A 15,376-nucleotide genomic window follows, 5' to 3' on the forward strand; every position below is an offset into this window, starting at 1 on the left:
ATGAATTGGTTAACAGGTCTCTGGAATTGGGTTGATGCCCGTCTTCCTGTGCAGCGCGCATGGGATACCCACATGGGTAAATATTACGCACCGAAGAACTTCAACTTCTGGTATTTCTTCGGTGTTCTGTCGCTGTTGGTATTGGTTAACCAGCTGGTTACCGGTATCTGGCTGACCATGAGCTACACTCCGACAGCTGAAGGCGCGTTCGCTTCAGTTGAATACATCATGCGTGATGTCGACTACGGCTGGTTGCTGCGTTACATGCACTCCACCGGTGCCTCTGCTTTCTTCGTCGTTGTTTACCTTCACATGTTCCGCGGCTTGCTGTACGGCTCTTACAAAGCGCCTCGCGAGCTGGTGTGGATTTTCGGTATGACCATTTATCTGGTGCTGATGGCAGAAGCCTTTATGGGCTACGTATTGCCATGGGGACAAATGTCCTATTGGGGCGCCCAGGTGATTGTTTCGCTGTTCGGTGCTATCCCGGTTGTCGGTGATGAACTGGTACAGTGGATTCGCGGTGACTATCTGATCTCCGGTATTACCCTGAACCGTTTCTTTGCTCTGCACGTAGTGGCCATGCCGATCGTGTTGCTGGCGCTGGTTGTGCTGCACTTGCTGGCACTGCACGAAGTGGGTTCCAACAACCCTGACGGTATCGAAATCAAAAAGAACAAAGATGAAAACGGCATCCCGCGTGATGGCGTACCTTTCCATCCGTTCTACACCGTGCATGACCTGGTGGGTATCAGCGTATTCCTGTTCGTATTCTGTTTCGTTATTTTCTTCATGCCGGAAATGGGCGGTTTCTTCCTGGAATACGCCAACTTCGAAGAAGCAAATAACCTGAAGACGCCTGAGCACATTGCGCCGGTATGGTACTTCACACCTTTCTACGCCATTTTGCGTGCTGTTAACTTTGATCTGGGCCCACTGGATTCCAAGTTCCTGGGCTTGATTGCGATGGGTGCTGCGATTGCGATTCTGTTCGTGTTGCCATGGCTCGACAAAAGCCCGGTTAAATCCATGCGTTACAAAGGCAACTTCAGCCGTATTGCGCTGCTGGTGTTTGCTGCTTCCTTCGTGATTCTGGGTTACCTCGGCGTGAAATCACCTACCGATGGCCGTACAATTCTGGCGCAAATCTGTACTGTGATTTACTTTGCCTACTTCATTGGCATGCCTTTCTGGACTGCGCGTGAAAAAACGCTGCCAGAACCAAAACGTGTACAAACCAAAGGCTTGCCGTTGTATATGACGCTGGGCGGGTTGGTGCTCTTCCTGGTGATGGTTATCCTGCCGATCAAAGCAGTAGGTGCAGAAGGTCATTTCAAGTGTGGTGCCATTGAGTGTGATGAAATGGTTCCGGATTTAACCAATCAGGAATCCTTGCAGCGCGGCGCCAAGTACTTTGTTAACTACTGCATGGGCTGTCACTCCGCACGTTTCTCACGTTACGAGCGCGTTGCTGATGACCTGGGTATCCCGCACGAGCTGATGACTGAAAACCTGATCTTTACCGATCAGCGTATCGGTGATCTGATGCAGATCAGTATGCGTCCTGCGCAGGCAAAAATGTGGTTCGGTGCTGCACCGCCTGATTTGAGCCTGGTTGCCCGTTCGCGTTCTCCGGAGTGGTTGTACACTTACCTGCGTAACTTCTACGAAGATCCGACCCGTCCGCTGGGCGTTAACAACCGGGTGTTTGCCAACGTAGGTATGCCGCACGTCATGATCGGTCTGCAAGGTCTGTTGCAGTGCGGTCCTGGTCCAAAACTGGCTCCGGGCGGCGGTGTTCTGCGTGATAACCTGGGTAACCCGGAAATTGACGAGCATTGCGGTGCACTGGTTCAGGGTTCTATCAAAGGCAGCATGAATACGGCGGAATTTGATCGTGCGGTATACGATCTGGTCAACTTCCTGGAGTATGTGGCTGAGCCTTACACGCTGGATCGTCAGCGCATTGGTATCTTCGTGCTGCTCTTCATTGGTATATTGTTCATCTTCACGTACCTGCTTAATCGCGAGTACTGGAAGGGTATTCATTAATCGTTGAATACTCGGAAACGGGCGGTTCTTACCGCCCGTTTTTGTTTGTGGCTTTCAGGGGTTAAAGATTTATGAATAACAAACGCTCTGCAATGACGCTTTATTCCGATAGCAATTCGCACGCCAGCCATCGGGTCCGGATTGTTCTGGCTGAAAAAGGCATTGCGGTCGATGTTATGGCGACATCACCTGAAAAATTGCCTGCCTTCCTGCTGGATTTAAACCCCTATAACACCCTGCCCATCTTGCTCGACCGTGACGATCTGGTTCTTTTTGAGCCGCGGGTGATTATGGAGTATCTTGATGAGCGTTTTCCGCATCCGCCGCTATTGCCGGTGTATCCGGTAGCGCGAGCGAAAAGCCGTTTGTGGATTTACCGTCTCGACAAGGAATGGGCGCCCTGGGTGGATACACTGCTGGGCAAATCGCCGCCTGCTGCGGTAGAAAAAGCGCGCAGTGAATTTAAAAGCAGCCTGGTTGCTGTTGCACCGGTATTTGCTGAAAAGCCGTTTTTTCTCAGCGACGAGTTCTCGTTGATGGATTGTTGTCTGGCGCCGATCTTGTGGCGTTTGCCGCTGATGGGCATAGAGCTGGAAAATAACGCGCACAACCGGCCATTGCTGGAGTATATGCAGCGGGTATTTGCCCGTGATACGTTTCAAGCCGGTTTGTCGGATGAAGAGCGTTTAATGCGCTCATAATGTTTTTTTATGAATTGATTAACCGGGCGCCTTTGGTGGTCCGGCTCGGGGTAATTTTTTATGTCCATGACTTCCAGTCGTCCTTATCTGGTTCGCGCACTTTATGAGTGGATTGTTGATAATGAAGTAACACCGCATATTCTGGTCGATGCGCATTACCCGGAAACCCACGTGCCACAACAGCACGTCAATAAAGATGGCCACATCATCCTGAATATTTCCCCCTCTGCCTTGCGGGATTTTTACATGGGGCCAGACTCCATCGCATTTAATGCCCGCTTTGGTGGTGTTCCCTTTGATCTGTTTATTCCTTACGGCGCGGTGCTGGGCATTTACGCCCGCGAAAATGGCCAGGGAATGATGTTTGAGGCTGAGCCGGCACCGAAGTCGCCATCCCCCAGCCCGGTTTCGCCGGCACCTGCGCCCGCTACGGTAACTGACATTGGCAGTGGCTCCAAACCGCGGAAGGGCGGCCTGCGAGTGATAAAGTAGCGCTGTGTTACCGGAATCAACAGGTGGTTTTCTGTTGATTCCGTAAAATTATTAACAGTGTTTTTTTAATTTCCTGCCTTGGGTTTTCATAACCTCTGCTTATTTGCCTCTTCTGGTCATAACAATACGATCTTTGTGGCACCTGAATAACTGACTGATACTTAAAGCGTTCCCTCATAAAAATCAGTTATCAGGAGCAAGACTATGGCCATGCTGCAACATACCGTGGGTGTGTTTATCAATCCTGACAAAGAATGGCAGCGCATTCGCGACGAGCGCCATTCTTACCTTCAAGTCTATCTGGTGCATACCCCCCTGTTGGCACTGATCCCGGTGATTGCGGCCTGGTTCGGCGTAACCCAGGTTGGCTGGAGTGTTGGCAGCGGCGGGGTGGTCAAGTTAACCTCTGAAAGTGCGCTCTGGTTGTGTATTGGTGCTTACTTTGCCCAGCTGGGTGTTATTTATGCGCTTGGCGAATACATTCACTGGATGTCGCGCAGCTTCGGGGTTTCCGGAGACAGGGCGCAGCGGCATTATGGCAGCATGGCGATGGCGGTTTATTCTGCCGCGCCGCTGATGGTTGCCGGATTGGCACTGGTTTATCCGCACTTATGGCTGGTCGCCAGTGTGTTTCTTATCGCCGGCGCCTACTCGGTTTATCTGGTTTATGAGGGCATCCCCATATTGATGAATATCCCCAAAGAACGGGGTTTTATCTATTCGAGTTCGGTAATCACCGTCGCTCTGGTGCTGGCCGTGGTGGTATTGGCGGGTACGGTTATTGTGTGGGGAATGGGGCTGGGGCCTATCTATACGCACTAATCCCGTTATCTGATACTCTGCAGCTACATGAAAAAAGCAGCCTTTGGGCTGCTTTTTTCATGTCTGTCACCCGGCGACCCTGTGTCCAGTCATGAAATTGTCATATTCTGTTTGTAACATAACCGTAAAAAAACGACACTTCGGGAATCTTTCACCGGCTGCGGTTTATCGAATGCTCCAACAGTTTTTGCGGGTTCTTATTTTATGCGGGTTTGCGGCTGGTTCATTTGCAGGGGCGCAGCCATCAGATTCGTCTGAATATCAGCCCGTGTCCGGGATTGGAGGCACCCTGAATAGCATGGGTTCCGACTCCCTGAATAATTTATTAATTCTCTGGAGCGAAGCCTTTCAGCGCTATTATCCGGCGGTCAATATACAGGTGCAGGGCACCGGTTCATCCATTGCACCCACCGCGTTGCTCGAAGGAACGGCCAATCTGGGGCCGATGAGTCGGGAAATGCGCGCCACTGAAAAAGAGATTTTTGCATCCCGCTATGGCTACTACCCAACGGCAATTCCTGTCGCTTTGGATGTGATTGCCGTTTATGTGCACAGGAACAACCCGCTGACAAAGTTAAGCATGACGCAGCTGGACGCCATTTTTTCGGTATCCCGCCGGTGTGGGCAAGCTGCTGATATTCGCTTCTGGGGTGATCTTGGTCTGGAAGGTTCCTGGGCAAAACGCGATTTTGAGCGTTACAGCCGACATACCGTCTCCGGCACTTACGGATTTTTCAAAAATACTGCACTCTGTGGTGGTGACTTTAAAGCGGATATCAATGAAATGCCGGGGTCTGCCTCGGTAGTGAATGGTGTTGCCGGTTCCATCAATGGCATTGGCTACGCCGGTATTGGATTCAAAAGTGCCGGGGTGAAGTCGCTGGCGATTGATGTAGCCGGGAAGGCACTGCTGCCCAACCGCGAAAACGCCCGGTCCGGCAGTTATCCGCTGGTGCGAACGCTCTATCTTTACGTGAATCGTCATCCCGATCATCCTTTATCGGCGTTGGAAACCGAATTTTTAAAACTGATCTTTTCACAGGAAGGTCAGGATATTATTGCGCAGGATGGTTATATTCCGTTGCCGTCAGAACAGCTGCAACAAGTGCGTCATACGCTTGGCTTTGCTGCGGAACATTAAATTCTCTGATGGATTTTATAGCGCGGTGTGGGTTGATAATTGAAGGTTCAGATCCTTTTATGCGGGTTAAACAAGCAACATCATGATGGACAGCCAATCGGAGCCGGCAGCTGCTTTACCCGATGCATCGCAGCGGGCGCGTTTGCGCCGTACCCGTTTATTGAGGGATATTCTGGCCCGCATCGGGGTTTCCCTCGCCGGGTTTGCGGTGATCGGTTCGCTGGCGCTGATTATTATCTACATGTTTTATCAGGCCGCTCCGGCTTTTCAGGCACCGGCGGTGACCGTTACCGCCCATACGGCAGCTCAGGCGGACGAGCCTGCCAGGTTGGCACTGCTTCAGCCGCGTCAATCAAGCCATGCATTGATCGTCAATGCGGCGGGTGAGGTCGATGTATTTGATCCTGTTTCGGCAAAAAAAATTCAGCAGCTGTCGTTATTGTCTGACGAGGCGCTATTAACCAGTGCGACTATGTCAGTAACAGCGGGTTCCTGGTTGGCGGCAGGGTTTGCAGATGGCTATATCCAATTGCTTCAGGTGATTCCTGCGCTGACCGCGCAACCTGGTACCACGCCGGTAAAAACGTTATTCCCGGACAAAAAAGGTTATTTGTTAGACCTGCAGGGCGCAGCGATTCATTCGCTGGCGGTGCGGGCGACCGGCGATCAACTGTTTGCGGTGGCCGCCACGCAGGACCACCGATTATTGTTGGCCGCGTTTGAACTCACCAAACAGCCCGACGAAAGTTTTACCGTCCAGGCCAGCCAGGTAATATCCCTCCCGACGTTGGAATCCGGCGCTTTGCCGCACAAGCTGCACCTGTCGCGAAACGGTGATTATGCGGTGGTGGCTGACGATCAGGGTTATTTGAATTTGCTGGATTTACGCAATTGGCAGGTACCGCAACAGGCGGCGCGGGTGAGGGCGACCAGCACCAGCATCAATGCCTTGCAAGGTTTGCCGGGGGATATATCGCTCATTACCGGCGATGCGCTCGGGCAGCTTTTGCAGTGGTTTGTGGTAACAACGCCCGAAGGCGAGATGACGCTGCAGCCGGTGCGTGAATTTGAAGCCATGCCGGGCAGCGTTACTGCGATTACTGCTGAATCGGCTCGCCGAGGCTTTCTGGTTGCGGACAACAAAGGTTATTTCGGCATTTACTATGTGTCTTCCGTGGCGGCGTTGTTGCAAAAAAAAATTCCGCTGAGTGGAAGCATCAGCCAGATTTCCATGTCGGCAGACAACCAGCGCGCTTTGTTGGCGACAGATCAGGGCGATCTGGTGCGCTTGCATATCCGCAATACCCACCCGGACGTTTCGCTCTCTTCGCTCTGGCAAAAAACACATCATGAAGGTCGTGCCTCGCCGGATTATGTCTGGCAAGCAACCTCCACCGATGATACCTACGATGCAAAAATGAGTCTGGTGCCGTTAACGGTAGGCACCTTGAAAGCCGCACTTTACGCCATGTTGTTTGCTATTCCGCTCGGTGTGATGGCTGCCATTTACACCGCTTGCTTTATGCATCCACGTCATCGTGAACGCGTAAAACCGGCTATTGAAATGATGGAAGCCTTGCCAACGGTGATTATCGGTTTTCTGGCGGGCATCTGGTTCGCGCCGGTTATTGAGCAGCATCTGGTGCTGTTTTTCACTTTGCTGGTGGTGATGCCGACGGGGTTTATTCTCTTCGGCTTTGTTTTTTCGCTACTGCCAGCCGGTTTGCACGAGCGCTTGTCCCGTGGTCGTGAAGCATTATTACTTTTGCTACCGCTGGTCGTGTTATCGCTGTTTTGTGTCGCCATTGCGCCGCTGATCGAGCAGCTGTTTTTTGCGGGCGACATGCGTATATGGTTATCGGCGCAAGGCATGGATTATCAACAACGCAATGCCCTGGTGATTGGTGTCGCGATGGGTTTCGCGATTATTCCCACCGTATTTACCTTATCCGAAGAAGCTTTGTTCAGTGTGCCCCGGCATTTATCCCAGGGTTCAATGGCGTTGGGCGCAACCGCCTGGCAAACCTTGTATTACGTGGTGCTGCCAACCGCCAGTGCCGGTATTCTTTCTGCCATTATGCTGGGCTTTGGTCGTGCCATCGGTGAAACCATGATTATTTTAATGGCTTCCAGTAACAGTCCGCTGGTCAATTTAAATCTCTTCGAAGGCTTTCGTGGTTTAACCTCAACACTGGCGGTTGAATTGCCGGAAGCGGCTTCCGGGAGCAGTCATTTCCGGGTTTTATTTATAGCGGCGTTGGTTTTATTGGTGCTGACCTTTGCGGTAAACACGATTGCGGAGTTGATTCGTCAGCGTATTCGCAAGCAGTATAAAAATCTTTAACGCAATGCAGGGTATTTTTTGAAAACGAAGATCGGCAAACGATGGTTATCCTGGTATCGCAGCGGTTCACCCTGGGTGTGGTTGAATGCCGGTGCGGTGACCCTGTGCATGCTGATGGTTTTCGGTTTGATTGCGGTCATTGCCGTGCGCGGCTTTGGTCATTTCTGGACGCCCGCATTACTGCAAGTAACCTGGACCGATGAAAGTGGCAGCGCAGAAACACTGCTGGGGCGTGTGCTTGCCAGAGAAAAAATCGCAGATCACCTCCGTACGGGTGATGGCAACAACATAAAAAATAACAAGCCAATCCAGGTGCTTCTCGGTACCGCTAACCGTGACCTCGCCAGCGACACCTATCGCTGGTTGCCGGAAGAACTGTTGCACGCAGCCACTGTACCCGCGGATGCGCTGATTATAGAGCGAAATCGTCGAGGGGATTTTTACGGTTACCCGGTCGCACTTGTGCACCAGGGCGAGGTGGTACTTGCCGCTGCCGATGAAAAATTTTCTGAAGAGCTCACAAATTATTTGCAGCGCTACCGGTTATTGCAAAAACAACTGCATGAGCTGGAAAGAAAACAACTGGCGCCGCTCAGCGAAGCCATGCAAACCTTGGCGCAGCAACAAAATGTGGTTGATAAAAACGGGGCGAATGCGTCGGCCGTTTATCGCCAGCAGGAGAGTGAAGAGCAGCATGCAGTTTTTCAACAGGAATATGATTCGCTCTACCAGCAACGGGCGCATTGGCTCGCTGAACTGTCAAAAGACGGCTTGCAGGTGCGCACCGCCAGTGGCGACGAGTTGGAAATTCCGCTGGCAGATATCCTGCGTGTAACCTGGCCGAATCGCATGTCGTTGGCCGACCGTATTACTGACTACACAGAAAAGTTTGTGCTGTTTGTTTCATCCGCACCGCGCGATGCCAATACCGCTGGCGGAATTTTTCCGGCCATATTCGGCACTGTCGTCATGGTGTTGGTGATGTCGGTACTGGTCACACCTTTTGGTGTGCTGGCCGCAATATTTTTGCACGAGTATGCCCGGCAGGGCTGGTTTGTCCGGCTGGTGCGCATCTCGGTGTATAACCTCGCCGGGGTGCCATCCATTGTGTACGGCATATTCGGTCTGGGATTTTTTGTCTATATCGTCGGTGGCAGTATTGATCGGCTCTTTTACGAATCTTCATTACCGGCGCCGGTATTTGGCACGCCCGGACTTTTTTGGGCGGCATTGACCATGGCGTTGTTAACCTTGCCGGTGGTTATTGTGTCTACCGAAGAAGGGTTGTCGCGTATCCCGGTGAGCATTCGTCACGGCAGTTTTGCACTGGGTGCTACGCGCACCGAAACTATCTGGAAAGTGGTTGTGCCGCTGGCAACACCGGCGATGATGACCGGGTTGATTCTCGCCGTGGCGCGGGCTGCTGGCGAGGTGGCACCGCTGATGCTGGTGGGTGTAGTCAAATTGGCGCCAGCCTTGCCGATTGATGGCAGTTTTCCCTATGTGCACCTGGATCGGAAAATCATGCATCTCGGCTATCATATTTATGACAGCGGTTTTCAAAGTGCCAATAGTGATGGCACTCGCTCACTGGTCTATGCCTCGTGTCTGGTGCTGCTGTTATTGATTGTAATGCTGAATATGACCGCCATTCGTATCCGTAATAATTTGCGGCGAAAATACCGCGACGCCTTGGAATAAAGTACCTTGCGCCTGATTGAATTGAAATCATCATGAAAAATGAAACCATCAAAATAGATGTTCGGGATTTGTCGTTGCACTACGGCGGTCACTGCGCGCTGGATCAGGTAAGCCTGAAAATTCCGGAGAAAAAAGTTACCGCCTTTATCGGGCCGTCCGGTTGTGGAAAATCCACCTTGCTGCGTTGTTTCAACCGCATGAATGATTTGCTGGATGACTGCCGGGTTAGTGGCGAAGTGCAAATGGATGGCGAGAATATTTATGCGGCAGGTACCGATGTTTCGGAGTTGCGTCGCAAGGTAGGGATGGTGTTTCAAAAGCCCAATCCCTTTCCGAAAACCGTGTATGAAAATGTTGCTTATGGTTTGCGTTTGCAAGGCGTAAAAAGCCGCCGTGCACTGGATATGATGATTGAACAATCGCTGCGCAGCGCAGCCTTATGGGATGAGGTGAAAGACCGGTTGCACAAAAGCGCACTGGAATTATCCGGCGGCCAGCAGCAGCGCCTGGTGATTGCCCGAGCCATAGCGATTGAGCCGGAAGTCATTTTACTGGACGAACCCGCTTCATCACTCGACCCTATTTCTACCTTGAAAATTGAAGAACTGATGTACGAATTGAAAAACCGTTACACCATTGTGATTGTTACCCACAACATGCAGCAGGCGGCGAGGGTTTCGGATTACGCTGCTTTTTTGTACATGGGCAAACTGGTGGAATACGGTGATACCGACAAACTCTTTACCAATCCGGCAAAAAAACACACTGAAGATTACATTACGGGTCGCTACGGCTAGGTGCACATTATGGTTATGGATTTATCCGGTCATACACATCATATTTCCCGTCAGTTCAATATGGAACTCGACGATATTCGCACCCATTTATCCGAGATGGGCGGCATGGCGCAGCGTCAGGTTAATGATGCGATTCAGGCACTGATTGATGCCGATCAGCAAAAAGCAGAACAGGTAGTGCAGGCTGACCGCACCGTAAATTCGATGGAAGTTTCCATCGACGAAGAGTGTTTGCGGATTCTCGCTCGCCGCCAGCCGGCGGCCAGCGATTTGCGGCTGGTGATTGCCGTTACCAAAGCGATTACCGACCTTGAGCGCATTGGCGATGAGGCCAGCAAAATTGCCCGCCAGGCGATGGCATTAAACCGTGATGGTATGGCGCCGCGCGGTTATGTTGAGGTGCGTCATATCGGCAACCATGTATCAAAAATGTTGCAGGATGCTCTCGATGCTTTTGCCCGGCTCGACATAGAAATGGCATTGAACGTGGTGCAAACCGATAAAACGGTTGATCTGGAATACAGCACCGCGATGCGCGAGATGGTCACCTTTATGATTGAAGACCCGCGCAGTATTACCCGTGTGCTCAACATCCTCTGGTCGTTGCGTGCGCTTGAACGTATCGGCGACCACGCCCGCAATCTGGCGCAGTACGTCATCTATCTGGTCAACGGTGAAGATGTTCGTCACTTTTCCGAAGACCAGCCCGACGAAGATCCCGCCCGCTGATTCCGCCTCTGCCACCTGTCGGCTGTCCGCCAGGTGGTTCTTTTACTCCTTTTCTCTCTGTGCCTATAATGCCCGGCTGTTTGTCGACTCGTTAACCAGGCCAAACCCTATGCAGGATTCCGGACGTAATCTGACTTACCAACTGGCTCACCAATTGGGTGCGGCTATTGTTCAGGGTGAATACGCCATGGACAAAGCCTTTCCTACCGAAGCCGAGTTGTCCGGTCAATTCAACATCAGCCGCAGCGTTACCCGTGAAGCGGTAAAAATGCTGACGGCCAAAGGCCTCATTGCATCGCGTCCGCGCCAGGGTATTCGGGTGATGCCCGGTTCCCATTGGAATATGTTTGATGCTGATGTGTTGTCCTGGACACTGGACGCCAGACCCTCCTTGCCACTCCTGAAAGAATTCACCCAGCTGCGCATGGCGATTGAGCCGGAAGCGGCATCACTCGCTGCCGCTTACAGCGATGACAGCGTAAAAATGGACGCAATTGCTGCCGCCCTGGCGCGTATGAAAAAAGCCGATGCCGGTGAAGACGATGCACTTGCTGCAGATATTGCTTTCCATTGCGCCATTTTGGCGGCCAGCAATAACCGTTTTTTCTTTCAATTGCGCGAGTTTATTCAGGTAGCCTTGCGGGTCAGCATTGCCAACACCAACCAGCTAAAAGGTGTGTTGAATGCAAGTTACGACGATCACAAAAAAGTTTATGATGCGATCGCCGCCGGTGATGGTGAGCGGGCGGCGGGTTACATGAAATCACTATTGGTTGAAGCACTGGATTTAATAGATCACTCGCTGAGTGAAAAATAACCGAATTAACCAACATCGATGTGTCGATGTGATTCGACGAGCGATAACCGGTTTGGCTGGCAAATGTAATGCTGGCTGACGCGGCGATGGAAAGAGTCATATGTACAATTACTCTTCACACGAAGGTTATACACCCTACCGGAGTTTGCAAAACCGGACGGTGTTTATTACCGGTGGTGCCAGCGGTATTGGTGCCTGCCTGGTAGAAGCATTTGCAAGCCAGGGCGCGCAAGTTGCTTTTGTCGATGTGGATCAGGCAGCGGCAACGGCTTTGTGTGATCAGCTGGTGGCTGACGGCTATAATCGCCCCTGGTTCACGCCGGTGGATGTCAGTTGCGTTACCGAATTGCAACAAAGTGTGTCGGCGGCGCAACAGGCGCTGGGCAATATCACCGTATTAATTAATAATGCGGCCGATGATCAGCGTTACCGCACCGATACCGTCACCGAACAGCAATGGGTGGATGGGCTGGCTGTTAATTTAACGCCGGCATTTTTCGCCGCGCAGACCGTCAAGCCCATGATGGCCGCAGCGGGTGGCGGGGCAATATTAAATATCAGTTCGGTGAATGCCCGTTTTGGCCCACCGGATATGGCCGGTTATATCACCGCCAAAGCCGGTTTGCTGGGGCTGACCAAAGCGCTGGCCACCGAGTACGGCAGCGATAATATTAGAGTCAATGCCATCTTGCCCGGTTGGGTAGCGACGGAAAAACAATTGGCGCGCTGGTTGACGCCGGAGCAGGAGGCCGCCTGGATGGATCGGGTGTGTTTGCGCAAGCGACTCGGCGCTCACGACGTTGCCAAGCTGGCACTATTTCTGGCATCGGACGATGCTGCGATGATCACTTCCCAACAACTGGTGGTTGATGGGGGGCGTTTGTAAGCCGTGCAGGACGCATCGGTGAATTTGCCTCTGGCATTCTACGGTCAGAGTTTCAGAGGTGTATCGGGCAGGACGCTCAGGGTTAAAAACAGTAGCCGGTTGGTAACGGCGTTTGTCTCTCAACGGTGGCCTGACTCCACCGCTTGTTATTGGCAAATCCGGATTATGTTGCTCCGGCTGCTGTTTATTAAGGTTGAAAAATAATAACGGCAAGGGAAATCAGATACGTCTTTGACTTCATTGTGAAATGTAATGGCCCACTTACCGCTTTAAGCGGTGGTGTAACCGATTGCAACTTCTCTGTGTTCGCCAGGCGGTATCGCTAAAAAAATACCAATTAATAACTAACGAGGAACAGATCTGTGAGCTTGAATTCACTCGATTTATCGGTACTTGTCATTTACGCGGTGGTTTTGATGTCTATCGCATGGTGGGTATCGAGAGAAAAAGACGGCCATCAAAAAAATGCCGAAGACTACTTTCTTGCCAGTAAAAGTCTGCCCTGGTGGGCGATTGGTGCGTCGCTGATTTCTGCCAATATTTCCGCCGAGCAAATTATCGGTATGTCCGGCTCCGGCTTCGCCATTGGTATGGCGATTGCGTCTTACGAGTGGATGGCAGCCATTACGCTGATCATCGTCGGTAAATACTTTTTGCCGATCTTCCTCGCCAAAGGCATCTACACCATGCCGCAATTTCTTGAGCAGCGTTACGATGCCCGGGTGCGTACCATCATGGCGGTATTCTGGCTGGGCGTTTACGTTTTCGTAAACCTGACCTCGGTACTGTGGTTGGGCGCGCTGGCAATTCGTTCCATCACCGGCATGGATATGACCCATGCGATGTTGGCGCTGGCGACTTTTGCCATGGTGTATTCGCTGTACGGCGGTATGAAGGCGGTGGCCTTGACTGACATTATCCAGGTGGTTCTGTTGATTGTTGGTGGTTTTCTGGTGTCTTACCTGGCGCTGGATAAAATTGCCGATGGTCAGGGCGCGGTGCAGGGTTTCAAAATGCTGATGGACCACGCGCCGGAAAAATTTGACATGATTCTGGATTCCTCCAATCCGCATTACATCAGCCTGCCGGGTATCTCGGTGCTGGTAGGTGGTTTGTGGGTAATGAATCTTTCTTACTGGGGTTTCAACCAATACATTATCCAGCGCGCTCTGGCTGCGAAAAACCTCAAGGAAGCGCAAAAAGGTATCGCCTTTGCTGCTTACCTCAAGCTGCTGATGCCATTGATCGTGGTGGTTCCAGGTATCGCTGCGTTTATGCTGGTTCCCGAGCTGGACAAGCCGGACCAGGCTTATGGCGAAATGATGAAGCTCTTGCCGCACGGTTTGCTGGGTATTGCCTTTGCGGCATTGGTTGCAGCGATTGCATCATCACTGGGCACCATGGCGAACAGTATTTCTACCATCTTCACCATGGATATTTACAAGCAACTGGTTAACTCCGAAGCCTCCAATCGCCGTCTGGTGAATGTAGGTCGTATCGTAGCGCTGGTTTCCATGGCGATTGCGGTGCTGGTTGCAAGACCGCTGCTGGGTCAATTGGATCAGGCATTCCAGTATATTCAGGAATTCACCGGTTTCTTTACCCCGGGTATCGTGGTCATCTTCCTGCTCGGTTTCTTCTGGAAAAAAGCAACGGCTACTTCAGCACTGGTTGCGGCGATCTCTTCCGCCGTGCTGTCTCTGCTGTTGAAACTGCTGTGGCCGGAACTACCGTTCATTGACCGCGTTGGTCTGGTATTCCTGTTGTGTGCGGCGTTTGCCATTATCGTTACCCTGATGAGCAACGGTCGTGACCAGCCTAACTCGATTGACCTCAAAGACATGAGCTTCAAAACCAGTACCGGTTTCAATATCGCCGGTATCGGTGTGATCCTGATTCTGGCAGCGCTTTACGCCAGCTGGTGGTAAATCCAATCCGGCCGCTTCGATGAAGCGGCCGCTCTGATGATGGATAGCGTGTTATGTCCCGTTTTACCTTGTTGCATGAAGTTGCCTGCCAAAACCGGCTGGGCGAAGGCGTGCAATGGAATGAGCGCGATCAGTCGGTATGGTGGACTGATATACAATCTTCCCTGATTTACCGCTTCACCCCCGCCACTGAGCAACTGACATCCTGGCCCACGCCGGAGCGTATCGGTTGTTTTGCCTTCTCTTCCTCTGATTCCCGCTTGCTGGTCGCTGCTGCTACCGGCATCGCCTGGCTGACGCTGGAAACAGGAGAGTTGGAATGGCTGGCACGTCCCGAGCAGGCTATTCGTGGCAATCGGATGAACGACGGGCGGGTGGATCGCCAGGGGCGATTCTGGGCAGGCGGTATGGTTGAAGAAAATAACGCCGCGCAACAATCGACCGCTTTATACAGTTTTGACGGCAGTGACATTCACTGCCACTTGAGCGGGCTGACAATTTCCAACGCGCTCTGCTGGAGTCGCGATGGTACGCATCTTTACCATGCTGACTCTCCCACCGGGAAAATCATGCAATACCCCTTCGATCCCGTTGCCGGGCGTATTAGCGGAGCAGGGCGGGTTTTTGTCGCGGTAGAGTTCGGGCTGGAGCCGGACGGTGCGTGTATAGACAGTGAAGATTGTCTGTGGAATGCCTTGTGGGGCAGTGGGCAGGTACGCCGCTACAGCCCCGACGGTCAGCAGCTGGCAGCGCTGGATTTACCTTTCTCCCAGCCAACCTGTGTGGCTTTCGGCGGGCCGGATCTCTCCTGGCTTATTGTCACCAGCGCCCGGCAAGGATTGGACGAAGCGGCTTTGGATCGGCAGCCCCGGGCAGGCAACTTGTTGATTTACCAGACAGATATTCGCGGCTTGCCGGAGCCGTGTTTCAAATAGGGCAATATCTATTGGACACAGCAGTCTTGCT

Annotated in this window: 13 protein-coding genes; all 13 read left to right on the forward strand. The window is 52.1% G+C overall.

What is annotated here, in order from left to right; all coding sequences use genetic code 11:
- The 13 genes from C4F51_RS06505 (at position 1) to C4F51_RS06565 (ending at position 15,345) form a co-directional block, all read left to right on the forward strand.
- Positions 1–2,052: a ubiquinol-cytochrome c reductase gene (locus tag C4F51_RS06505; protein WP_193908259.1), complete on the forward strand. Its 2,052-nt coding sequence runs from the start codon at positions 1–3 to the stop codon at positions 2,050–2,052.
- A 71-nt stretch (positions 2,053–2,123) separates the two neighbouring features.
- Complete coding sequence (locus C4F51_RS06510) at positions 2,124–2,753, forward strand: glutathione S-transferase N-terminal domain-containing protein (RefSeq protein ID WP_193908261.1); 630 nt, start codon at positions 2,124–2,126, stop codon at positions 2,751–2,753.
- Between the two features lie 60 nt (positions 2,754–2,813).
- Complete coding sequence (locus C4F51_RS06515) at positions 2,814–3,245, forward strand: ClpXP protease specificity-enhancing factor (RefSeq protein ID WP_193908263.1); 432 nt, start codon at positions 2,814–2,816, stop codon at positions 3,243–3,245.
- 204 nt (positions 3,246–3,449) lie between these two features.
- A complete protein-coding gene (locus C4F51_RS06520; protein ID WP_193908265.1) occupies positions 3,450–4,067 on the forward strand; it encodes a Yip1 family protein in 618 nt (205 codons plus the stop codon).
- A gap of 172 nt (positions 4,068–4,239) precedes the next feature.
- The gene (locus C4F51_RS06525; RefSeq protein ID WP_193908267.1) at positions 4,240–5,208 is read left to right on the forward strand and encodes a PstS family phosphate ABC transporter substrate-binding protein; all 969 of its coding nucleotides are present in this window, start codon (positions 4,240–4,242) and stop codon (positions 5,206–5,208) included.
- 82 nt (positions 5,209–5,290) lie between these two features.
- Positions 5,291–7,552, forward strand: coding sequence for an ABC transporter permease subunit (locus C4F51_RS06530; RefSeq protein ID WP_193908269.1), 2,262 nt, complete (start codon positions 5,291–5,293; stop codon positions 7,550–7,552).
- 18 nt (positions 7,553–7,570) lie between these two features.
- Entirely contained in the window at positions 7,571–9,253 is a 1,683-nt protein-coding gene (gene pstA / locus C4F51_RS06535; RefSeq protein ID WP_235992289.1) for a phosphate ABC transporter permease PstA, read from the forward strand.
- Positions 9,254–9,285: 32 nt separating this feature from the next.
- Entirely contained in the window at positions 9,286–10,050 is a 765-nt protein-coding gene (gene pstB / locus C4F51_RS06540) for a phosphate ABC transporter ATP-binding protein PstB (RefSeq protein WP_193908271.1), read from the forward strand.
- Positions 10,051–10,065: 15 nt separating this feature from the next.
- Positions 10,066–10,779 carry a phosphate signaling complex protein PhoU gene (gene phoU / locus C4F51_RS06545; protein WP_193912412.1) on the forward strand — a complete coding sequence of 238 codons (714 nt, stop codon included), beginning with the start codon at positions 10,066–10,068 and terminating at the stop codon, positions 10,777–10,779.
- Positions 10,780–10,888: 109 nt separating this feature from the next.
- Positions 10,889–11,596, forward strand: coding sequence for a FadR/GntR family transcriptional regulator (locus C4F51_RS06550; protein ID WP_193908273.1), 708 nt, complete (start codon positions 10,889–10,891; stop codon positions 11,594–11,596).
- 100 nt (positions 11,597–11,696) lie between these two features.
- Positions 11,697–12,482, forward strand: coding sequence for an SDR family NAD(P)-dependent oxidoreductase (locus C4F51_RS06555; protein ID WP_193908275.1), 786 nt, complete (start codon positions 11,697–11,699; stop codon positions 12,480–12,482).
- A gap of 362 nt (positions 12,483–12,844) precedes the next feature.
- Positions 12,845–14,410, forward strand: a complete 1,566-nt coding sequence (locus C4F51_RS06560; RefSeq protein WP_193908277.1) for a sodium/sugar symporter — start codon at positions 12,845–12,847, stop codon at positions 14,408–14,410.
- Between the two features lie 53 nt (positions 14,411–14,463).
- On the forward strand, positions 14,464–15,345 hold the full coding sequence (locus tag C4F51_RS06565; protein ID WP_193908279.1) for an SMP-30/gluconolactonase/LRE family protein: 882 nt from the start codon (positions 14,464–14,466) through the stop codon (positions 15,343–15,345).
- Positions 15,346–15,376: the final 31 nt, after the last annotated feature.

Source organism: Cellvibrio polysaccharolyticus, assembly GCF_015182315.1.
GTDB lineage: Bacteria > Pseudomonadota > Gammaproteobacteria > Pseudomonadales > Cellvibrionaceae > Cellvibrio > Cellvibrio polysaccharolyticus.